Source organism: Synechococcus sp. N19, from assembly GCF_900474045.1.
In the GTDB taxonomy this organism is placed as follows: Bacteria; Cyanobacteriota; Cyanobacteriia; order PCC-6307; family Cyanobiaceae; genus Parasynechococcus.
On the sequence record NZ_UCNR01000015.1, the window covers coordinates 79,139 to 99,858 of the forward strand.

25 protein-coding genes are annotated in these 20,720 nt (G+C 58.6%); 11 read left to right on the forward strand and 14 right to left on the reverse strand.

Features of this window, described 5'->3' with window-relative positions; all coding sequences use genetic code 11:
- Positions 1 to 990: a protein translocase subunit SecF gene (gene secF / locus DXY02_RS09085; protein ID WP_114989037.1), complete on the forward strand. Its 990-nt coding sequence runs from the start codon at positions 1 to 3 to the stop codon at positions 988 to 990.
- Positions 983 to 1,204, forward strand: coding sequence for a hypothetical protein (locus DXY02_RS09090; protein ID WP_114989038.1), 222 nt, complete (start codon positions 983 to 985; stop codon positions 1,202 to 1,204). The genes secF and DXY02_RS09090 overlap by 8 nt, the downstream gene beginning before the upstream one ends.
- Here DXY02_RS09090 and DXY02_RS09095 read toward each other — a convergent pair.
- The gene (locus DXY02_RS09095) at positions 1,201 to 1,422 is read right to left on the reverse strand and encodes a hypothetical protein (protein ID WP_114989039.1); all 222 of its coding nucleotides are present in this window, start codon (positions 1,420 to 1,422) and stop codon (positions 1,201 to 1,203) included. The two genes, DXY02_RS09090 and DXY02_RS09095, sit on opposite strands and share 4 nt — an antisense overlap.
- 129 nt (positions 1,423 to 1,551) lie before the next feature.
- Between DXY02_RS09095 and DXY02_RS09100 the strand changes: the two genes are divergently transcribed.
- The 3 genes from DXY02_RS09100 to DXY02_RS12625 all read left to right on the forward strand — a co-directional run bounded on the left by DXY02_RS09100 (position 1,552) and on the right by DXY02_RS12625 (position 4,396).
- Positions 1,552 to 1,731 (forward strand): hypothetical protein, encoded by a 180-nt coding sequence (locus tag DXY02_RS09100; RefSeq protein ID WP_114989040.1) that lies wholly within the window; start codon positions 1,552 to 1,554, stop codon positions 1,729 to 1,731.
- Positions 1,732 to 2,673: 942 nt separating this feature from the next.
- Positions 2,674 to 3,645 (forward strand): hypothetical protein, encoded by a 972-nt coding sequence (locus tag DXY02_RS12270; protein WP_137024501.1) that lies wholly within the window; start codon positions 2,674 to 2,676, stop codon positions 3,643 to 3,645.
- A 574-nt stretch (positions 3,646 to 4,219) separates the two neighbouring features.
- Positions 4,220 to 4,396, forward strand: a complete 177-nt coding sequence (locus DXY02_RS12625) for a hypothetical protein (RefSeq protein WP_170951547.1) — start codon at positions 4,220 to 4,222, stop codon at positions 4,394 to 4,396.
- A gap of 421 nt (positions 4,397 to 4,817) precedes the next feature.
- Here the strand turns inward: DXY02_RS12625 and DXY02_RS09110 are convergent, their stop codons facing one another.
- From DXY02_RS09110 to mnmH, 7 genes are all read right to left on the reverse strand, one after another.
- Entirely contained in the window at positions 4,818 to 5,036 is a 219-nt protein-coding gene (locus DXY02_RS09110; RefSeq protein WP_114989042.1) for a hypothetical protein, read from the reverse strand.
- Positions 5,037 to 5,166: 130 nt separating this feature from the next.
- Positions 5,167 to 5,430 carry a hypothetical protein gene (locus tag DXY02_RS09115; protein WP_114989043.1) on the reverse strand — a complete coding sequence of 88 codons (264 nt, stop codon included), beginning with the start codon at positions 5,428 to 5,430 and terminating at the stop codon, positions 5,167 to 5,169.
- Entirely contained in the window at positions 5,427 to 6,590 is a 1,164-nt protein-coding gene (locus tag DXY02_RS09120; RefSeq protein ID WP_137024503.1) for a hypothetical protein, read from the reverse strand. The genes DXY02_RS09115 and DXY02_RS09120 overlap by 4 nt, the downstream gene beginning before the upstream one ends.
- A gap of 136 nt (positions 6,591 to 6,726) precedes the next feature.
- Positions 6,727 to 7,716 (reverse strand): AI-2E family transporter, encoded by a 990-nt coding sequence (locus DXY02_RS09125; RefSeq protein WP_114989045.1) that lies wholly within the window; start codon positions 7,714 to 7,716, stop codon positions 6,727 to 6,729.
- Positions 7,713 to 8,792 (reverse strand): AI-2E family transporter, encoded by a 1,080-nt coding sequence (locus DXY02_RS09130; RefSeq protein WP_114989046.1) that lies wholly within the window; start codon positions 8,790 to 8,792, stop codon positions 7,713 to 7,715. Before DXY02_RS09130 ends, DXY02_RS09125 begins: the two co-directional genes overlap by 4 nt.
- Positions 8,789 to 9,172, reverse strand: coding sequence for a photosystem II reaction center protein Psb28 (psb28, locus tag DXY02_RS09135; RefSeq protein ID WP_025362320.1), 384 nt, complete (start codon positions 9,170 to 9,172; stop codon positions 8,789 to 8,791). Before psb28 ends, DXY02_RS09130 begins: the two co-directional genes overlap by 4 nt.
- A 30-nt stretch (positions 9,173 to 9,202) precedes the next feature.
- On the reverse strand, positions 9,203 to 10,246 hold the full coding sequence (gene mnmH, locus DXY02_RS09140) for a tRNA 2-selenouridine(34) synthase MnmH (RefSeq protein WP_114989047.1): 1,044 nt from the start codon (positions 10,244 to 10,246) through the stop codon (positions 9,203 to 9,205).
- Positions 10,247 to 10,286: 40 nt separating this feature from the next.
- On the opposite strand from mnmH, the gene DXY02_RS09145 reads away from it, so the two are divergent.
- Together DXY02_RS09145 and DXY02_RS09150 are read left to right on the forward strand one after the other, a co-directional pair.
- Complete coding sequence (locus DXY02_RS09145) at positions 10,287 to 11,006, forward strand: GUN4 domain-containing protein (protein ID WP_114989197.1); 720 nt, start codon at positions 10,287 to 10,289, stop codon at positions 11,004 to 11,006.
- Between the two features lie 53 nt (positions 11,007 to 11,059).
- The gene (locus DXY02_RS09150; RefSeq protein WP_114989048.1) at positions 11,060 to 11,497 is read left to right on the forward strand and encodes an ATP-binding protein; all 438 of its coding nucleotides are present in this window, start codon (positions 11,060 to 11,062) and stop codon (positions 11,495 to 11,497) included.
- On the opposite strand, the gene DXY02_RS09155 is transcribed toward DXY02_RS09150, so the two are convergent.
- Complete coding sequence (locus DXY02_RS09155) at positions 11,457 to 11,711, reverse strand: DUF6439 family protein (RefSeq protein ID WP_114989049.1); 255 nt, start codon at positions 11,709 to 11,711, stop codon at positions 11,457 to 11,459. The two genes, DXY02_RS09150 and DXY02_RS09155, sit on opposite strands and share 41 nt — an antisense overlap.
- A gap of 49 nt (positions 11,712 to 11,760) precedes the next feature.
- On the opposite strand from DXY02_RS09155, the gene DXY02_RS09160 reads away from it, so the two are divergent.
- Positions 11,761 to 12,030, forward strand: coding sequence for a hypothetical protein (locus DXY02_RS09160; RefSeq protein WP_114989050.1), 270 nt, complete (start codon positions 11,761 to 11,763; stop codon positions 12,028 to 12,030).
- Between the two features lie 13 nt (positions 12,031 to 12,043).
- Here the strand turns inward: DXY02_RS09160 and DXY02_RS09165 are convergent, their stop codons facing one another.
- The 3 genes from DXY02_RS09165 to glnA form a co-directional block, all read right to left on the reverse strand.
- Positions 12,044 to 12,358: a copper-binding protein gene (locus DXY02_RS09165; RefSeq protein WP_114989051.1), complete on the reverse strand. Its 315-nt coding sequence runs from the start codon at positions 12,356 to 12,358 to the stop codon at positions 12,044 to 12,046.
- A gap of 74 nt (positions 12,359 to 12,432) precedes the next feature.
- The gene (locus tag DXY02_RS09170; protein WP_114989198.1) at positions 12,433 to 13,506 is read right to left on the reverse strand and encodes a class I SAM-dependent methyltransferase; all 1,074 of its coding nucleotides are present in this window, start codon (positions 13,504 to 13,506) and stop codon (positions 12,433 to 12,435) included.
- A gap of 114 nt (positions 13,507 to 13,620) precedes the next feature.
- On the reverse strand, positions 13,621 to 15,042 hold the full coding sequence (gene glnA / locus DXY02_RS09175) for a type I glutamate--ammonia ligase (RefSeq protein WP_114989052.1): 1,422 nt from the start codon (positions 15,040 to 15,042) through the stop codon (positions 13,621 to 13,623).
- A gap of 206 nt (positions 15,043 to 15,248) precedes the next feature.
- Between glnA and DXY02_RS09180 the strand changes: the two genes are divergently transcribed.
- Together DXY02_RS09180 and DXY02_RS09185 are read left to right on the forward strand one after the other, a co-directional pair.
- Positions 15,249 to 15,773, forward strand: a complete 525-nt coding sequence (locus tag DXY02_RS09180) for an allophycocyanin subunit beta (RefSeq protein WP_114989053.1) — start codon at positions 15,249 to 15,251, stop codon at positions 15,771 to 15,773.
- A 95-nt stretch (positions 15,774 to 15,868) separates the two neighbouring features.
- Positions 15,869 to 17,065, forward strand: a complete 1,197-nt coding sequence (locus tag DXY02_RS09185) for an alanine--glyoxylate aminotransferase family protein (RefSeq protein ID WP_114989054.1) — start codon at positions 15,869 to 15,871, stop codon at positions 17,063 to 17,065.
- Here the strand turns inward: DXY02_RS09185 and DXY02_RS09190 are convergent.
- Positions 17,037 to 17,540, reverse strand: coding sequence for a nucleoside deaminase (locus tag DXY02_RS09190; RefSeq protein WP_114989055.1), 504 nt, complete (start codon positions 17,538 to 17,540; stop codon positions 17,037 to 17,039). The two genes, DXY02_RS09185 and DXY02_RS09190, sit on opposite strands and share 29 nt — an antisense overlap.
- Positions 17,541 to 17,580: 40 nt before the next feature.
- On the opposite strand from DXY02_RS09190, the gene DXY02_RS09195 reads away from it, so the two are divergent.
- Positions 17,581 to 18,990, forward strand: coding sequence for an aminotransferase class V-fold PLP-dependent enzyme (locus tag DXY02_RS09195; protein ID WP_114989056.1), 1,410 nt, complete (start codon positions 17,581 to 17,583; stop codon positions 18,988 to 18,990).
- A gap of 121 nt (positions 18,991 to 19,111) precedes the next feature.
- On the opposite strand, the gene DXY02_RS09200 is transcribed toward DXY02_RS09195, so the two are convergent.
- Positions 19,112 to 20,701, reverse strand: coding sequence for a YcjF family protein (locus tag DXY02_RS09200; RefSeq protein ID WP_114989057.1), 1,590 nt, complete (start codon positions 20,699 to 20,701; stop codon positions 19,112 to 19,114).
- Between the last annotated feature and the right edge of the window lie 19 nt (positions 20,702 to 20,720).

Below are 20,720 nucleotides of genomic sequence, written 5' to 3' on the forward strand. Positions count from 1 at the left end.
ATGACTGAGGCATCTTCATCGGCACAAGCGGCCACGGTCCTCAGATTGCGCTGGTCCCTCAGCAGCATGCGCCGCAAGGTTTGGCTCGTTTCTGGTCTGGTGGTTCTGATCAGCCTGTTGGGCTTGGTGCTCAGCTGGTTGGATCCTGCGATTCGTGCTCCTCTCCGTCCCGGCCTGGATTTCACCGGTGGCACGCAGATTCAACTGGAGCGTCGCTGTGATGACGCCTGCGCCGAGCTCAAGGCGATTCAGGTCTCGGATGTGATCCGCAGCCTGGAGCTGCCTCAGGAGGAGGGTCAACCTCTCCCCAACTTGGGCGCTCCCCGGGTTCAGCTTCTGGATGGTGGTCAGTCATTGTTGCTGCGCCTGCCAACGTTGTCGGCTGCCCAGGGCCAAGCGGTGATTGAGGCGGTTGAACCCGTTGCAGGGCCATTCCTCTCCGGTGGTCAATCGGTCGACACGATCGGGCCGAGCCTGGGCAAACAATTGCTGCGCAGCAGTCTGATTTCTCTGTTGGTGGCCTTCAGTGGTATTGCGGCCTACATCAGCTTCCGCTACGACCGCCGCTACGCGTTTCTCGCCCTGGTGGCGCTGGCCCATGACGTGGCGATCGTCTGTGGAGTTTTTGCCTGGCTTGGGGTTGTGCTCCAGCTGGAGGTGGACAGCCTCTTTGCGGTTTCATTGCTGACCATTGCTGGTTATTCGGTCAACGACACGGTGGTGGTCTTTGATCGCATCCGTGAACGCAGCAAGGATGCTGCAGACCTGTCGCTTTCAGTGCAGGTGGATCAAGCGGTGTCCGCCACTCTGACCCGCACGCTTTACACCAGCGGAACCACCCTGCTGCCTCTCTTGGCGCTCGTGTTTTTCGGTGGAGCAACGCTGTATTGGTTTGCCATCGCCCTCGCACTCGGGGTTGTTGTTGGTTCCTGGTCGAGCATCGCCCTGGCACCCTCGTTGCTCACGCTGTGGGACCGCTCCTGTGACTAAATCCAGCAGTAATTCAGAGCGGAGACGCCGTGCTGTTTCGGCCCGATGGTTTCCAATTCTGTTGATCCTGCTGGCTCTGGCTGATCTGCGCACAGAAGTTCTGCTCCTCAGTGATCAGTTCACGATCACAGGGCTTGGTTATGCCATTCGGCATCATCAACTCGCTGTGGTGGTCTTGCTGGGCTCCGGCTCTCTCTGGCGTCGTTTCGGTTAGCGCTTGGAGCCGTTGCCGAATTCCCGCCAGATCGAATCCCAGGTGCGTTGTTTCACCTCGGCGTTCCACTGCCCCTGGCTGTGGGTTGAGGCCCACCACGATTCGAACAGATCGTGGGCTTCCTCTTGCAGCAAATCTGGGTCAAGATTCTCGCGAACCAGCTGCATCACGGCCTGCCTCAGTTCCTCGTAACGGGAGAAATTGAAGATGACGTCCAAGCCCGCTCGTCTCACGACCTCTTGGACACACTATTGGATTGAAGAGCGTCAAGCAGGCTTCTTTGGTATCGAGGTGAACGTCATGTCCTGTAAAGGCTGAGTTACGACTCAATTGGTTGCTCAGGTTCCATGGAGTTGAATCCTGGTCTCAGCGAGGTGGTCTTCGACTTGCGTGCTGAGGTTGAGGCTCTCAAGACGCGCTTGAACAAGATTGAGCGTGGCCAAGAGGTCGCGGTTTCTGCGGCCTATTGGCAAGCGGTTGAGCGGGAGCGTGATTCGAGAGAAAAGAAGCGGCGTCAGCTGCTCTGATCTGGCCGAAAAAAATGGGACCCTCTCCCAAGAGTCCCAAGGCTCGACGCGTCGTTCTCACGACTCCGCAAAAATACGCATGCAGGCCGGGTCTCAGGTGTGACCCTTGCTACAGGATGTTCGTGCGGATACAGGTCTTATTGCTGGATTCACGCCCAGCGGTCCATGAGATGGCTAGTAGTAGCAGTCGATTTGAAAGATAAAGCGGCCAAAAGTGTGGCCACAGTCCATGATCTTCAGTCCTCTTCGCGGCTAATCGGGTTCCCAGGGCTGAGTGGTGGGAGCCGGTAAGACCTCGTGTAAGCCCTCTGCAGGGCTTTCCTGGCGCAGAACAGTGTCACCAAGGCGATGACAAACAGCAGGCCTAGGACGCCTTCCATGGCCCCAGTCTGGAGCTGGTCCGTGATCCGGTTATTTCATAACACTATCAAGCATTAAATAAGGGCCACCTAAGTGACCCCTACTTGCTGCGCTGAGCAACCAGCCCACCGTAAGAACTGGTTGTTTTCAGTTTACTCAAAACAGCTATTCTATTTACACCGATAAACAACGCTTTTCAGTGCCTAAGCGTCAGCCACCTATTCAGGCTGACCCGATCATTACCCCTCCCTTTTTAATTGAAAAGAATTGATGAGCACAGCCTAGACGCACTTGATAATCAACATTGCGCCATAGACTGCCGCTTTTTCTACTAGATAGCTTGATTGTAGTGGCGCCTAAACTATTCCAATCCGATGAGGCTTAAAGAATTTACTTCAGCTAAGCGAGTATTGAATGTTCGATTAATCATTGGCATGCAGCCCAAATTCCAGGTCTTAGCTTGCGCATTATGTTGCTTTTAGAGATTAGATATACATGCAATTCAGTCTATGCTTTTAAGTTCAGTCAATAGTAGGGCAACCGCCGCGTAACTGCTATGATAATGCAAAGTTGTCAATTTTTATGTTCGCTTTCTCTCCAGCCAAGAAGTGCGCAACCGTAAAAAAATCGACTAAGTTTGGCGATTACTTAGATCCTCTCAGCCCATTAGATTATTTTAAGTTGGACTATGGCGATAAATCTATCATTGTTGAGTCTACTTTAAAGGAGATATACGCTTCTCCATTTCCTGGATTTAATAGAATCGTTGAAATACCACTAGAGAAACTCGCAAGCACTGCTGAAAAAAAGGTTGATATCTCGACATCTGTATATTTTTGTTTAATGTGTTCTGTTGACAGAGCTCACGCGATTGCTGCTTCTGGGCTCTCTGAAGTAATGCCATTCGTGAATCAATATTTTGAATCAGTAAGTGGCGATTCATTTTACCCAGAAATATTAGATCTTTACAACATTTGGAATGGGTTGTGCTCTCAAAAGCCAGAAGTTGTCATCGAAATAGGTGGCGGCGTCAGCACCTCTCTGATTTCGTATTATTGCTCAAATTTTAATGCAAAGCACATTTTGATTGATCCAGAAGAATATTGGGTTCAGAATACATTTAGTGGTCTCGAGAAATGCGGGTTAACGCCCCCTTTTTATAGCCCCTTACAGGTCATTGAAAAAGATGCTACTAAAGCTGTAGGAATTGATTTTGCAAATTCGACATTTGACAAAAAGACTTACTATGATTTTGATTATGCCAACAGTTTCCTTCTTGACAATATTTCAAACTCAAGCAAGAAGCTTGTGTTTGTTGACGCTAATTGCGACAAATCTTTTTTTCAAGGCGGTGAAATTTTTATTGATCCAGTGATGTCACCGATGCTCTCTAATTCTCTAATACTTGTGGATTGGAGGCTTACGGCTTGCACTCTTTTGTCCGGGATGGAAAATATAAAAAGCGTATACTCGACCAATACGGAAATTTTATTTGATAAATTTCCCTCAGTTGGCAATATGATCAACTATGGGTTTTCTGCATTCACCTATTGATAAAGGTTTTAATGGCCATAAGCAGGCATTCGTTTAATGTCTTTTCATTATAGTTTCTCAGCATTAATTTGATATTTATTGTTTATTCATTATCTGACAGCAGCGGCACTTCCCATCTTCGTAGTCGGGTCGCTTGTTGCCAAGGCGTAGTGATGCTGCAGGCCACGCGCAATCAATCTGCACGCCGCAATAGGTCTGTGAAGTCATGGTGTGATGCAGGAACAACTAGTGAAGGGTTTTGGCTTAGCCGCATGACCCAAACACTTGCGTTGCGTTGTCCTGTGACGGCATTGCTGCCGGACCCCAAAAAGTAGCAGCACTGTCACGCCCACAGAGACACATCGATTTTTTTAGGGGCTGATCCATGGCCAGAACCAGCAGAGCTGAGCGCAACAGACGCCGTGAATCAGCCTTGGCTCTAGTCAGTCAGGGAAAGGGTTTCAGCGATGTTGTGACCGCACAGATGTCGCAATGGGGGTGCTCACGTTCATCTGCCCAGCGGGACTGTCGTTGGGCGCATGATCAGCTCCAACTGAGCATTGATTCACACGATTCTCAGCACCTGATGGTCCACATGGCGACAAGCCTTCAACGCATCTCTCTCAAGGCTGAAGAGGACAAGCAATCCGCCGCTGCTGTCGGTGCCCAGAAGATGCTCTACGAGCTTCTGCTGCGCCGGAAGATGGATCACGAAGCTGCCAAAGCAAGTCGTCCTGGTTGGGGTTGTCGCCACGGCAACGCCCACTCTTAGGCGGCAAGGTCGTTGTGCCAGTCCCATCGCGATCTCAATTCCGGGCTGAGACCCGTGGGCGCTGGACCCGATTTGGACAGCAAAAAACCGGTCTCAACCGGCTCAGATCTCATCTCAATTGCTGGGACCCCAGTCGTTGCCGTTGCTGGGTCTCATCGCGATGGATGGACTGTCCTGCGTACCTGTGATCTGAGCAAGAACGCAGACCCAGGGGGTGGCTTGGTTCAGGGAAACAGGGAAGATCCAGGGGAGGAACTTCTAAAAAGCTAGTTATACCAATGGATTCAACTCCTGGAACCCTCCGGGAAAATACCGGGAATCTGCCGGGAATCAGGGAAAGGTTGTTCCCTGCTCTGTCCCGGTAAGTTCCCGCAAATTGGCGGGAAGGTTTTCCAGCTGTGGCAAGGGGTTTGGAGCGTCATCAGCTCTTTTTTCCCGTTTTCCCGGGTTCCCAGCCCCCCTTGGCAGTAATCGCCTCGACCTCCTGTGACTTCTCAGGCATCAGCTCAGCGAGCTTCAGCCCTCCGGCTTTCGTCAGGTAGAAGCGGCTGTTCTTGCTGGTGATGAGCTTCTGCTTCTTCTGAGGCGTCAGCCAGCGGTTGTAGAGGGTCTTCTTCTCAATGTTCATCACGTTGGCCAACTCAGTGGTGGTGGTTCCTGCGGAATGATTCGCTAATAGTTCGGCGCATAGCTCCGCCTCAGTGCCGGTCTCCGGCTCCAGCAGATTGAACAGTCCCTCCGATTCGTTCAGGACGTAATCGAACTTCCTTTCAGCACTGCCCCGGTACTTCCCAACCCCGTTGAATCCAGTCCTGAACGAATGGTCCGCCTGCGTATTTGATCGCGGCGACTTTCTCGCACATCAGGCCGAACGTGATTTGTTCAGGATCCTGTGGCTCCTCGTATAGGCAGAACGGTTCTGCTGATTTGTCTGGGTCCGGGGTGAACCAGATTTTGTGCTCCTGGTACAGCTGCAGGCTCTCCATGACGATTGCCGTGACGAAGCGGCCTGATTCCTGAAGTCCCTTGCTCATGTGACCTCCGCCAACATCGCGTCTTGCATTTCCCGCGCGGAGATCCAGTTCAAATAGGTCCCTTCGTGCTCCGAAACGGTGTGCCCCAGTGATCGGGCTGCCAGCCGGATATTCGTTCCCCTTCTGATGCTGGAAATCGCCCACGCGTGCCGGAGCGAATAGGCGCTGTATCCGATTCCTGCTTCCAGCCGCGCACGGTTGAACATCATCGAGATGCACTGCTCAGGGTGAGCTGCTTTTTTGCCGAATGTCGCAGGAAGCCTTTCTTGTCCTGTGCCGAAAAGGTCCCATTCCTCGACCAGTTTCTTGTCCCTTGGCATCGCGAACCTCGAGCCTGTTTTGGTGTTTTCACTCACCCGCAGAAGGCAGTTGTCGAGGACCTCGGCTTCCCAAAGCTCATGCGGCCTACAGCCGAAGACAAAAAATATCTGGAACGCCCAACGCCACTCAGGTGCGATTTTGTCGATGTCTTCGAGGATCTGATCGTCGCTGGGGATGTCGCGAGGGTTGAGCGACTGCTTGCCGTATCCGCGTCCCAGTTCCTTGATCTCCTCGACTAGATCGATGGGTTCGCGCATCAGCCGCATCAACCGAACGCACGCGAGTGACAGCCGCTTCCTGGGACTGCTGTTCTTGCGCAGGCTCTCGATGACCTCACGCATGTGGCCAACTGAATAAGGAAGGGCCTGATTCAGCTTTGCGAATTGAGAGCTGTAGTCGGATTGCCAGTAGCGGCGAACTTTTTGCTGCATTGGGTCGTCCTTCCTCTCTTCGAAGAACTGCGTTTTCAGCCGTTCGATGACGGATGCGAAGGATTCCGTCTCATCGCTGCGTTGGCGTCTTTTCCGCGCAATCCATTTGCCCCAGTCGAAGTTTTTCCCCCTTCTCCATTCCTCAATATCGGTATTTAGGTCGATCGCCAGTGCCTCGGCTTCTCCAATGCCTTGCGCGGTGTATGCCACCTCGAGCTTTATGTATCTCCTCCTCGGTGGACCCTGAACCTCTTCCGGCATCGCAGGGAGTGTGGCTCGAAGGTGCAGCGTCCGGTGTCGAGCACTTGGAACGACTACCCGAACACGGCGCTTTGCTTCCTTCAGCCGGTCATTCACCGTCGCGAGCTGCTGCTCAAGAGCTAGTTCGTGTCTGGAGAGGCTCGCCAAAAAGTGTGGCCATTTCTGTGGCCATTATGGACACAATCGAGCGTTCTGCAACGCTATCTAGTGCGATAGCCATTGCTCAGAACGTAGTGAGGGGCTGGAGCTGACGGAATTTCTAGTCAGGGGCTGAATTCTCTTTTTAAGCCCAGCGGTCCATGATCTGCTGCACCACCACCCGCTGCATCAACACCTGAAGCACCACCACCAAAGGAAGGGCCAGCAGCACGCCCGGAAGCCCGAGTAATGCACCAAGGCTGAGCTGAGCCGTTAAGGCCACCGTTGGCAACAGATTCACGGTTTTGCGCAGCAGAAGTGGTGTGAGCAGAAATGCCTCCAGGTTCTGCAGCACCAGCCGGAACACCAGCACCGACAGCATCAATTCCGGCGACTGCAGCAGGGCCAATCCCGTGGGCAGCAGCGTTGCCGCCGTGGGCCCGATGGTTGGCACGAACGTGAGCAGCCCACACACCAGGGCGCTCAACAGGGCCAGGGGTGATTTCAGCAGCAACAGGCCGCCCCAGGTGAGCAGAAAAACGGTGGTGGCGGAGAGGGTCATGCCAATGAGCCAACCCCCCAACGCTTGCCTGCACTCGTCGACCAGGTGCTCCATCCGCTCTCGGGCGGGTTGGGGCGTCATGGCCACCACCATGCGCCTGTGGGCGCTTGGATCCAAGGCCAGCAGGATCGCGAGCAGCACCATCAAGAACAGTTGAATCAGCGAGTTCGCTGCACCTCCTGCGAACCCCAGTAACGGCTGCAGCCCTTTCAGATTGAGGCCCTCCCCCAAAGCGTCATTCAGCTGCGCCAGACGCGGCTCACTGCTCAGCAGGTCGGACACCTTGCTGACCAACTGCGGCAGATCCCGTCCCAGTTGTTGAAACTGGCTAATCAGTTCCGGCACCAGCAGTTGCCCCAGCAGCCCCCCGGCCAAGATCAAAATCCCCAGCACGGCTGCCAGGGCATGGGGCCGCTCCAGTGGGGTTCGCTTCTGAACCTGAACAATCAGCACATCCAGGGCTACGGCCACCACCACGGCGCCAAAGAGCACCAGCAGTACCCAACGCAGGTGCCAGAGCAACAGCACCAGCACCACCAAGGTGAGTGCAATGAGAAACGTGCCGGCGGTCATCGAACCGGCTCCAGGCGTTTCCAGCGATCCAACACATCGTGGATCACGACTTCACGGATGATCACCTGCAGCACCACCGCCAAAGGCAGCGCCATCAGCAGGCCGAGGGGGCCAAACAGGAGTGTGAACAGGAACTGAGCCGCCAGAGTCAATCCGGGCAGCAGCTTCCCCTGGTGGTGCATCACCGATGGTGTGATTACGTAACTCTCGATGTTCTGGATCACCACATAGGCACCCAGCACCGCAGCGGCCTTCCAGGGGGCATCCAACAGAGCCACCGCCATCGGGAAGATCGTGCTCATGGTTGGCCCCACATTGGGGATCACGTTCAACAGCCCTGCCAGGAGTGCATTGGCCAGAACGAGCTTCACGCCCAACAGCGTTAACGCAATGCTGCAAAGCACAAACACGGCCAGGGAGCTGATCAGCACACCCACCATCCAGCTGCTCAAGGCAGCACCGCACTGATCCAGGATGCGACGCCCTCGGCGTCGATAGAAGGAGGGAATCAACTGCAGGCCAACATTCCGATAGGCCTGGGGCTGAATGCTGATCATCAGAGCCACCGCCACCACGAACAACAGCCGCAGGACGCCGTTGCCGAGGTTGCCTGCCAAACCGAGCAGACCCAGCAAGCCACTGCCCACACCAGCGGCGAGGGATGAACTGTCGGGCACAAGTTGGCGTGGACCTTTCAGGCCCAGTTGATCCAGGTCGGGGAATGCATCGGCCCCATAGATGGCCTCACTGATGCTGTCGATCCAACCGATTCCCAGCCGCACAAGGGCCTGACCCGCTTCGGGCAGCTTCTGCAACAGCAGTGCGAATTCCTCGAGAAACGGGGGGACAACAACACCGGCCGCACCGGCGACCAACAACAACAACCCAACGATGCAGAGCGACAGGGCCAGGGGCCTTTGCATCGGCCGCCGCTCGCGAAGAATGCCCACCAAAGTGCACAGAGCCATGGCCAGAACAACTGCTGCGAAGATCAGCAGCAGCAGCTCACGCAGCGACCACAGCAGGACGATGGCTGCAATGAAGGCTGTCAGTAACAGCCACTGGGGCAGTCTCAAGCTTGTTGGTCGTCGGCCCCTTCAGTCTGATTGGAATCCTGGCTTTGTGAATAACCCAAGCCATTGGCATCGGCGTAGCGCTGGGCGAAGCGCATGAACCGCTCGAAGTCCTGCTCGGACTTCCATGAGTAAACGGCTTCAAGGGCACTGGCGGTGCCGTTCACGAATTTGCCATTCACTTCGCGGGTGACCATTTCGCCTTCTTCATCCACCATCCACATTCCGGTGATGTCACCCATGGTTTCGGGAGCAATCGCAGCAGGCTGCTCGAAACGGAAGGTGGCTTGACCAGTGCGGCCGTCGCGGCTGCGGGTCAGACGGATGTCGGGCACCACCGGCTCGTTGACTCCCCGAAAGAACTGAATCGCCGCTTTGCTCATGCCGTTCTCGAACCATCGATGGGGGCGATCTTAATCGGGGATTTCAACAAACCCGCCGTCGATCAAGGTCTCGGCGGCTTGATCAGCGTTGAGCCCTGAGAGATCGATCGTGTCGCGTTTGGGCGATCGCGCCAGTTCATGGTCGTAACAGCGGTCGTAGTAATCGAGCGTGGCGCGGCAGGCGGTGGCCCAGTCTTCCCTGGCAATCGCTTCGAGGGCTTCCTTGGTGCGCTGGGGCCCCAGGCGACGGCTGATCCGTTCGGTCGCCTCAGCCAGAGCGGCTCCCCCCTGGTGGCCGTACACCTGCACCAATTGGTTCACCCGTTCCCCGAGGTCGCGCTGAATCTCCAGTACAGGGGCCTCTTGCATCTGATCGAAAAGGGCCTTGGGAATGCGGCAGCGGCCCACCTGGATGCTTTCCGCTTCCAACCAAATAGCTGTGGCCCCACGGCGTTGGTGTTGATCCAGGGCTTCAGCCAATTGGTTTTCGTAGTGCTCGGTGCTGGGTTGATCCGGCAGACCCAGACCGCCGAAACTGCTGCCGCGGTGGTTGGCCAGCCCTTCCAGATCAACCACGGCTGCACCGCGCGCGGCCATGGCCAACAGCAGATCGGTTTTCCCTGTTCCCGTTCGTCCTCCCATCACGCGAAGGGGCCAGATCTGCTCAAAGCGGCTCTGGGCCCAGCGCCGATAGCTCTTGTAGCCCCCCTGAAGGAGCCTTGGCTTGAGATCGATCTGCTGGGCAAGCCAGGCCACGCTGGCCGACCGCATTCCGCCCCGCCAGCAGTAGATCCGAGGTTCCCCCTGCTGCCGCAGGTTTTCCAATTGGCGGGCCAGGTTGCTGAGCTTGGGGCCGGTGAGTTCAAGCCCCAGGTGAATCGCTGGTGTGCGTCCCTGCTGCTTGTAGGCGGTGCCCACTGCGGCGCGCTCCTCATCGTTGAACAGCGGCACGTTGATGGCCCCTGGCCAATGGCCTTTCTCGAATTCGCCGGGGCTGCGCACGTCCACCAAGGGTCCCTTCAGCTCGCGCAGCTGCTGGATTTCGATTGAACATGTCTCGCCCATGCCTGACATAGTGGGCCAACACCGAGCCAGTTGGGGCCGGTTGCGACTCATGCTCTCCGGTTCCACACCCGCCATCAAACTCAGCGTTGATCAGCTGCTGGATCGTTTCGCGAAGGGAACACCTCGCCAGCGACGTCCGCTGATCAAGCAGATCGAAACCCGCGCCGACGAGTTGGCTGCGGTGGGCCCAGACCTTCTTTCTGGCTTTGACCCCGCCGGTGATGACTGGGCTGCAGGTTGGATCTTGCAGGTGTTGCAGCGACACCATCCCGATGCAGTCACCGCTCTCATCGCGTCGTCCGATCGAGGCTGGTTGACCACTGATTCCGGGGTTGGCCTGGATTACGGGCCGCTCCAGCAGGAGCTGCTCGATCAGAACTTTGAAGAGGCGGATCGCGTCACCAGCCAGTGCCTGCGTGAATTGGCCGGTGATGCCGCCGTGAAACGGGGCTACGTCTATTTCACAGAAGTTGCGCCGATGTCAGGCGTTGATCTGGTCAGTCTTGATCGCCTCTGGACGGTCTATTCCCAAGGTCGCTTCGGCTTCACAGCCCAGTCCCAGCTGCTGTCAGCCCTGGATGGGCGTTACGAACGCCTTTGGCCCCGGATTGGCTGGAAATGTGATGGCGTCTGGACGCGTTATCCCGGTGCCTTCACCTGGTCGATCGAGGCTCCAGAGGGGCACATGCCGTTGATCAATCAGCTCCGTGGCGTTCGCCTGATGGATTCCCTCTTGAATCATCCGGCACTTGTGGCCCGCAGATCCTGACGGGGCTTCCCATCAACGGTAAGTTCGAAACACCGACGTCAACGGGCTCCACTGTGCCGTCCAAGAGGTTTCGCTGGGCTGAGTTCTCCTTGCCGTCGACCCTGCAGCTGGCTCCTCTCCTGGAGCTGCTGACCGAGCCCGTCGGTTGTGTTCTCACCAGTCAGCGGATTGAGCTGGGGTTGCATGAAGCCCTGGTCAATGCCGTTCGCCATGGCAATGCCGAGAACCCCGCCAAGAAGCTCCGTGTTCGCCGCATCCTCACGCCCAACTGGATGGTTTGGCAGGTTCAGGATGAGGGTTGCGGCCTCCCACAACAGTCCCGCACAGCCACCCTGCCGCCGGCTCTCGATGCTCCCAGCGGGCGTGGGTTGTTCCTGATCCATCAATGTTTTGATGATGTGCGCTGGAGCCGCCGGGGGAATCGCCTGCAGCTGGCCTGCCGTCGGCCCGTCAGTGACGCGGACAGCCCGGATCCTTCAGCTCTCCTTTGAACCACCCCAGTGCCTGTTGGGTCAGGTTCTCCACGTCGGCACTGTCCCCTTGGCGGAGTAGTTGCACCATCGCTGCAGCCAGTAACTCAGCACCACGCCGCTGTCGGTTGCTCTTCAGCTGATGCCAGTCGCGATCGCCGATGCGGAGCAACTGGTGCAGTTCTTCCGCCTTGGCTGTAGCGGAGTCGGGCCATGGGGCGTCAGGTGAAGTCATCCCTGAATCATCAGATCGATCTAGTTTCGGTTGATGTGGGTGCAATGGCGTGGAACAGCGCAAAAGCCAACGACGCGTTCGTGAACTGCGTTGGTTGCACCATGCCTCACGGCTGGTGTTGCAAGGGCAACGTCAGGCCCATGCCCGGTCGGGTGTTGCGGCGCGGCGATGGCTGCAGCGCCGCAAACTTGCTGCGAATCTGATCACGCAACGGCCTGTGGGCTGGGCCTTCTCCCCAGTGTACGGAGAGCGCTTCTGGAGATCCTTACGCTTCGGTGGAGCCGGCTTTGCCTTGGCCTGGCTGCTGGCGCAGCTTTGAGCGAATCAGAAGATCAGGCAACCCGTTGGCGATGGGCTTGGCCAACCACCACCAGCGAATTCGAGGCCGGTGCTGATTCCTTCGTGGGTGTAACCCCCGCGGGCTGTGCCATGTCCTGACCGCGAAGCCAGGCATTGTGCAGGGCTCGCCTGCGGCGATCTTCAGACAACACCAAACGATCGGCTGCAGCCTGAGGACTTTCCCCAGGCATCACGGCCGTGCGCAGGCAGATACCGAAGCCATGGGCTTCGACCTGCACATGGCCTTCCATCAGCACCACCTGGAATGTCCAGCCCTGAAGCCAACGCAGCCGGAAGGGATTGGTCATGACGTTCCCTTCGGGATTCAGCACACCCTATGGCTCGCAGCCGTTCTTGCAAGGGACGCTGTCAGGGAATTCCCTCAGCTGGCCTCTGGGATGGGTTTGCGTGCCGACCAGACCCGCGTCATGAAGTGGGTTTCCGCGGTGATGCCTTCGAACCCTGCAGCTGAAAGGCGGGCGTCGATGTCGTCGCCGATGTAGTCGCGGTAGTAAGGCTCATGGAAGACGCGCCTGAAGTTCTCCATCACGGAGGCGAACTTGGCTGAATCGGCCATCTGCACAGAGTCGGCAAGCACGAACACACCACCGGGTTCAAGCACCCGCCAGGCCTCGTTGAGCACGTTCTGGCGGGCATCCGCCGGAAGTTCGTGCAGCAGGAACACACTGGTGACGGCCTGAACCGATTCATCAGCCAAGGGCAGTGATTCCCCGTTGGCACGGATCAGCTGAACCAGCGATGCATCGCCGTCATTCAGCCAGCGGTTGGCTTGACGCAGGTACGACTCGGAGAGATCGGTTCCGATCAGTTGCGCGTGGGGAACGGCGGCGCGGATCTGCTGCAGGGTCCGGCCGGTGCCGGTAGCCACATCGAGAATCTTGAGGGAACCCGGAGCACGGTCTGCGAAGTGCTTCAAGCCGCGTTTCAGGGGAGCCAAAACCCTGCGTCGCATGGCATCGGCGGTGCCATTGAAGAGGATCTCCACTTGCAGGTCGTAAAGACCAGCCGAATGGTCACTTAGGTAGCCGTCGGTTTGATGGTGAAAATTCTGGAGGTAGTACTCGGGGTAGAGCGCTTTTTCGGTTTCCTTGGGCAGATCCCGCACATTGCGCTCGCGGCGTCGATCCCAGGTGGAGGGAAGATCCATCCAAACCTGCGGGTAGCGGCTGACCCAGTCGAGCCAGGGTGCATCAAACAACAACTGCTCGGGGTAGATCCCCTGTTCGGCGTCCTGCCAGTCCTGTTCCTGGAGTTTCCTCATATCCAGCTGCAGCTCTCCAAAAACTTCGGCGGACACGGGCTCGGTTTTCGGCACCGCATCTGGCGCCAACAGCTCCATCAGCTTGGTGCTCAGCTCCTTGTGGGCCAGGCCCGCGATGCTTTTGCCTTGCTGAAGCGTTTGGTACGCAAGCTTGCTCAGGGGCGTTGACGCCATCGCGGATTCAGACAACGGAACCATTCCAACGAATGAGGCGCACAATCGCGTGGCCAGCAGTCCACAAAAAAACCCGCCTCCTTGGAGGCGGGTCGTTGGATGCACGGACGCTGATCAAGCGTCGTAGTACATGGTGAATTCGTGGGGGTGAGGCCGCTGGCGCAGCTGCTGCACCTCCTCGTACTTCAGGTCGATCCAGTTGTCGATGAAGTCGTCGCTGAACACACCGCCAGCGGTGAGGAAGCCGCGATCGGCATTCAACGCTTCCAGGGCACCGTTGAGGGATGCGGGGACCGTGGCGATCTTCGAGAGCTCTTCAGCCGGAAGTTCGAACAGGTCGCGATCTTCGCCATCACCGGGATCGATCTGGTTCTTGATGCCGTCCAGACCAGCCATCATCATGGCGCTGAAGGCCAGATAGGGGTTGGCGAGGGCATCGCCGGAGCGGAACTCGAGGCGCTTGGCTTTGGGGCTCGGGCCGGTGAGCGGGATCCGCACGGCGGCAGAGCGGTTGCCCTCGGAGTAGACGAGGTTCACCGGGGCTTCGAAACCGGGCACCAGACGCTTGTAGCTGTTGGTGGTGGGGTTGGTGAAGGCCAGGAAGGCGGGGGCGTGCTTGAGGATGCCGCCGATGTACCAGCGTGCCGTCTGCGAGAGGTTGGCGTAGGTGCCTTCGCCGAAGAACAGGGGCTGACCGCCTTTCCAGAGGCTCTGGTGCACGTGCATGCCGGAGCCGTTGTCGTTGAAGACCGGCTTGGGCATGAAGGTGGCCGTCTTGCCGTACTTCTTGGCCACGTTGCGCACGACGTATTTGTACGTCATCACGTTGTCGGCGGCCTGGATCAGCTCAGCAAATTTCATGCCGAGTTCGTGCTGACCCGCGCCTGCCACCTCGTGGTGATGCTTCTCGGTGGGAATGCCCAGCTGACCCATCAGCAGGAGCATCTCGGAGCGGATGTCCTGGGCGGTGTCGTTGGGAGCGACAGGGAAGTAGCCCTCCTTCTCCTGAATCTTGTAGGCGAGGTTGCCGCCTTCTTCGATCCGTCCGGTGTTCCAGCCCGCTTCGATCGTGTCGACGCTGTAGAAGGAACCCCCTTCAGCCGAGTTGTAGCGGACGTCGTCGAAGAGGAAGAACTCCGGCTCAGGACCGAAGAAGGCCATGTCGGCCAGGCCGGTGCTGGCCAGATGATTCAGTGCCCGCTGGGCCAGGGCACGGGGGCAGCGCTCGTAGGGCTGGCCGGTGCGTGGCTCCTGAATCGAGCAGATCATGCTCAGGGTTTTATGCCGGTAGAAGGGGTCCACCCAGGCCGTGTTGGCGTCCGGGACCATGGCCATGTCGGAGGCCTGGATGCCCTTCCAGCCGCGGATGGAGGAGCCGTCAAAAGCCAGGCCTTCAGTGAAGGATTCTTCCTCCAGCAGATCGGTGCACACCGTCAGGTGCTGCCACTTGCCGTGCAGATCGGTGAATTTGAGGTCGATCAGTTCGATGCCTTCGTCCTTGATCTGGCGCAGGACGTCCTGGGGGGATTTCGACATAAGAAGGGACTGCTCGACTGAATTGTGCAGTGATGTGACCGTATACAGCCACAAGACACCATTTTGTATCAAGGGGTACGTTTCGGCTGCTGGAAGGCGACTGCGTAACCGTTTCTGTCAACTTGGCTGAAATGCAGGCATGCCAAAGGATCTGCCCGCCTCAACGGTGTTAGCTTCCGCTGGGAATCCTCTGGAGATTCAGGGACATGCGCGATGCAATCAGCGGTCTGATCGGTCGTTACGACCAGCTGGGTCGCTATTTCGACCGCCCGGCGATCGACAGCATCAATGTGTATCTGGATGAATCTGCGCTGCGGATTCAGGCCGTAGAGCTGATCAACGGATCCTCGGCCGAGATTGTGCGTGAGGCCAGCCAGCGCCTGTTCCGGGATGAACCCGACCTGTTGCTGCCTGGCGGCAACGCCTACACCACCCGTCGGCTCGCCGCCTGCCTGCGGGACATGGACTATTTCCTGCGTTACGCCAGCTACGCCCTCGTGGCAGGTGACTACACGATCCTCAATGAGCGTGTGCTGAACGGACTCGACGACACCTACAAGAGTCTCGGCGTTCCCACGGGCCCAACGGTCCGCAGCATCGTTCTGCTGGGAGAGGTTGTTTCCGAGATGCTTCTGGCTAACGGTGCTGCATCCGATCAGCTCGCCACCGTTCTTCAGCCGTTCGATCACCTGGCCAAGGGCCTGGGTGAAACCAATGTCCGCCAGCGCTGATCCAGCACGCTCAACGCAAGATCTGAACAGATTGCAATCAAGCCTCCCCCACCCCTTCCAAGGGGCGTGACTGCGTAGGCTCATCACTCGAACCAATGAACAGGGCTTTGGCGACGACGAACTCACTCCTCTCTGTTGACGATCGTCACCGCAAAGCCTTTGCACCGATCGGCACACCCGACCGCCTCCTGCTTGGACCAGGCCCCTCCAACGCCCATCCAACAGTTCTGAAGGCTCTGTCGCGAACCCCGATTGGTCACCTTGATCCTCTCTATGTGGATCTGATGGGCGAAGTGCAGGAACTGCTGCGTTACGCCTGGCAAACCGATAACCGCCTCACGCTTCCGATGAGCGGCACCGGCAGTGCTGCCATGGAGGCAACCATCGCCAACACCGTCGAGCCTGGAGACACCGTTTTGGTGGCGGTGAAGGGATACTTCGGCCTGCGACTGGCTGACATGGCCGGCCGCTATCGCGCTGAGGTGAAAACCATTGAAAAACCCTGGGGTGAGTGGTTTTCCCTCGATGAGCTGGAAGCTGCCCTGATTGAGCACAGGCCCGCCATCCTGGCGATGGTCCATGCCGAAACCTCAACAGGTGTCTGCCAACCCATGGAGGGCATCGGCGACCTCTGCCGGAAGCATGATTGCCTCCTGCTGCTCGACACCGTCACCTCTCTGGGGGGCGTTCCGCTCTACATCGATGAGTGGAAAGTCGATCTTGCCTACAGCTGCAGCCAGAAGGGCCTGAGCTGCCCTCCCGGTCTCGGACCCTTCACCATGGGCCCCCGTGCCGAGGCCAAGATGACAGCCCGTCAGGGCAAGGTGCCCAACTGGTATCTGGACGTCTCCTTGCTGAACCAGTACTGGGGCAGCGACCGCGTCTACCACCACACCGCGCCGGTCAACATGAATTTCGGCATGCGTGAGGCCCTGCGTCTCCTGGCTGAAGAAGGTCTCGACCAGGCCTGGGCACGCCATCGCAGCAATGCGGAGATGCTTTGGAACGGGCTGGAAAGTCTCGGCCTTTCGATGCATGTGCCGGCCGAGCGCCGACTGCCCACCCTCACCACAGTTCGCATCCCTGAAGGTGTGGATGGCAAGGCCTTCAGTCAGCACCTGCTCAACAACCACGGTATTGAAGTTGGTGGTGGACTCGGCAGCCTGGCCGGCAAAATCTGGCGCATCGGCCTGATGGGGTACAACTCCACCCCTGAAAACGTGAACCGTCTGCTCAACCTGTTTGAGACAGAGCTGCCTCGCTTCAGCGGTTCCGTCGCCGCCGCCGCCTGAACCAGCGTTCCAGCTGCTCCCTCGCCTCGGGTTCGCGCACGCCCTGAATCACGTTCATGTGGTGATGGGCACTGGCATGGGTGGAGAGGTCAAGGCTTCCCCCCAGGCCACCGCGCTTGAGATCTGACGCCGCAAAAATCACGGTTCCCATGCGGGCCTGAACCAAGGCCCCCGCACACATGGGGCAGGGTTCGAGGGTCACGATCAGGGTGCAGCTGTTGAATCTCCAGTCGTTCTGAACGATCGCTGCCTGTTGCAAGGCCACCAGTTCGGCATGCCCGAGGGGATCCCTGTCGTTCTGGCGCCGGTTCCGCCCATGGCCGATGGCTCGGCCCTGTCCATCCAGGATCACTGCGGCCACCGGAACTTCTCCTTCCGCTCCAGCCTCCTCCGCGCGCTGGAGCAGAACATCCATCCAGCGAGTGAACTCATCCCGCTGATCCACTGCTGTTCCACGTTGTCCTTTGAGCACCATCCCACGAGACGCGAAGATCGGTGCAGTTCACGGGTCTCCGTTGCAAGCCTGTTCCGAGTCTCAGCACCCACCGGATCGGCTTGCTCCGTTCGCCATCCCCTCGGCCGAAGACCCTGTGCTGAGGAACTTCCTGCATCGCAGTTCGGATCTGCTCTGCCGTTGGATCGGCTCCGCTGATCGATCAAGCCCGGTCCCCGTCATGCGGCCCTTGCCTGACGTGGCACCAGGGCTTGATGGGGCCAGCGTTGAATCGCTGCTCAGTGATCTTCAGCAGGTGATGGATGGGGCGTATCAGCCGTCCCATCCCGGTGCTCTCGCCCATCTCGATCCGCCCCCGCTTACTGCGTCGATTGCGGCGGAATTGGTCTGTGCAGGTCTCAACAACAACCTCCTGGCCGAGGAGCTTTCGCCTGGTCTGACCGGCCTGGAACATGACCTCTGCCGCTGGTTCTGCCACAGGATTGGCTTGCCCGCCGGTTCCGGAGGGGTATTGGCCAGCGGCGGGACCCTGAGCAATCTCATGGCCCTGGTGGCCGCACGGGCGGCGTTGAAGGCCAGCCATCGGGATCCTGTGCTGCTGTGCAGCCAAGACGCTCATGTCTCGATCAACAAGGCGGCAAAGGTGATGGGGCTGGCGGATGATGCCCTTCAGGCGCTTCCAGTGGCCGCGGATGGTGGCCTTTGCCTCGAGGCTTTGGCCAAGCGTTTGAGAGCTCTGCAAGCGGAGGGGCGGCCTTGTCTGGCGGTGGTGGCCACGGCCGGCACCACGGTGCGTGGAGCTATTGATCCTCTCTCGGATCTGGCAACCCTCTGCCGCGATGCCGGAGTCTGGTTGCACGTTGATGCGGCCATCGGCGGTGTGTTCGCCCTCACGGCCCGCCATGCCTCTCTGATGGATGGCATGGAATCTGCCGATTCGATCACGCTGAATCCCCAGAAATTGTTGGGCATCACCAAGGCGTCATCCCTGCTGTTGCTTCGGGATCGAACCCATCTGCGTCAGGCCTTTTCAACAGGATTGCCCTACATGGAGGCGCCCAAGGGGGTGGATCACGGCGGGGAGATCGGCTTGCAGGGCACCCGACCTGCGGAGATCCTCAAGCTTTGGCTGGGCCTACGCCAGTTGGGCGAGGCGGGCATCGAAGCAACGCTCAGCGGAGCTTTGCAACGGCGAACCGCCTTCGCAGCCCAATTGGACCCGGAGAAGTTCACGTTGCTGGCGGGCGACCTGCACCTGCTGGCCTTTCATCCCAAAGATGGAGATGCTGCTGCAGCCGGCCGTTGGAGTGAAGACACCCGGCAAATGCTGCTGTCTCACGGCTACATGCTGTCGCGACCGTTCTACGGCGACCGTTTCTGCCTCAAGGCGGTTTTTGGAAACCCCCACACCACGGCTCAGCACCTCAGCGACATGTCGGGACGACTGAATGAATCGCTGGCTCCAGCCTGATCGTTCACAATCGCCATCGTTTGAGACGCTTCGATGCCGGAACAGCAGCAGGGTTCACGCTGGGTTGCCATCGTCACCGGGGCGATCTCCGTGGCGATTGGTGTGCTCTATCTGCTTCTGATCACCGTTCTGGATGCCCGGGGGCCGATGCTTCCCCCTCCTGCTGAGGCCCTGGCCGGGGCGGAAGACGTCCTGCCGCCGACTGCTGAAGCGGTTCAACCACTTGCCGCATGGCACTGGCCAGAAAGCGCTGCAGTGAGAGTTCCCGCCGGTTGAGCTCAAAGGCCTGTTGAACCACGGTCTGCATGCCACCGTCACCCCAGTCCTGGTCCTGTTCGAAGTAGCGCATGAAACTGCTTCCGGCGATTCGGGTGAGCCATGCGGTCACCACCCCCTGGAGCACCTGCCCCAGCACCAGAGTGGGCAAGCTCAGGCTCAGGCTGGTGCCCAGCAAGCTCATGGCACCTTTGACGATGCCCAACTTGCCCAGGGTCTGTCCAAGGGACAGGGCCAGATCCTTGGCACGATCACGGGACATCTCGACCCCATAGATCTTGGCCATCTCCAGGATCATCTGGGCATTCACCGCTGCGGTGCTCAACAGATCCATCCCGGGCAGCGGATTGGCAGCGACAATCCCCGCTCCCATCCAGCTGTAGCGGTCAATGCAGCGTTTGGCTTCCCGAGACCGCTGGTCGTTCAACAGGTCACGCCCGCGGCTGTCGAGGGATCGGCACTGCAGAAGGATGTTGTCGGCAATCAATTCCTCCCCCTCGGCGTGCAGCACAACGGCGAGGCGCTGCAGCAGATCGCTGACGTCAGGCAGCGGCTGCAGCGGGCGACGGCCGGGTTGAGGAATCGATTGAGGAGAGGCGCTGCAGGCCACCACATCAGCAGCGTTGAGCTGTCCCTGGCAACGGGAGCGAAGCACCTGTAGGAGCCTTTTCTCCTCGTCAACTCCGCGTAAATCCCGCTTGTTCAGCACCAGGAGCAGCCGCTTGCCGAGCCCGGCGAGCGAGGTCACGACGGCGTATTCCGAGGCTCTGAGGTCCCCATCCACCACCACGATCAACAGATCGGCACGAACCGCCCGACGACGGGCTGTTTCCTCCCGGCTGAGTCCTTCGTCTCCGGCTTCCAGGATTCCTGGGGTGTCCACGAGCTGAAGACCACGCTCCAGGCCTTTCAAACGCAGCCGGTAGGCGCGGCTGGTTTTGGTCACGCCCATGGGCGCTCCCACATCGCCGACCATTTCATTGAGCAGGGCACGGATCAGCGATGTCTTGCCACTGGATCCAGTGCCGAACACCACAACCACCAGATCGCCTCGCTTCAGTTCCTCGGCGACCCGGTCGCGTTCGTTCTGAAGGCTGCGGCGACTGATGTCGTCCTGAATGCGTTCGATCAGACGATCCACATGGCCGAGGCTGGTGGTCGCGGCATCCCGCCGGTTCTGTGGAGCCGGGGTGGCTTGGCGTGGGTGTTGGGTTGGGCGTGATTTCAGGCGTTTCCACATCGGCCAACCCACCTGCACCGCCAGGGTGGCCACCAGCGCGAACCCCAGCAGCAGCACCGGCGTGAGCAACCAAGGAGGTAGGAAGTAACTCAGATCCCACAGCAGGCTGCGGATGGTCTGAACGGCAGCGCCGATCAGCACGAGTGCCACAAAGGCAACGGCGAGACCGATCAGCAACCGGGTTTGGCGTTTCATGCCTGCATCACACCAGCCT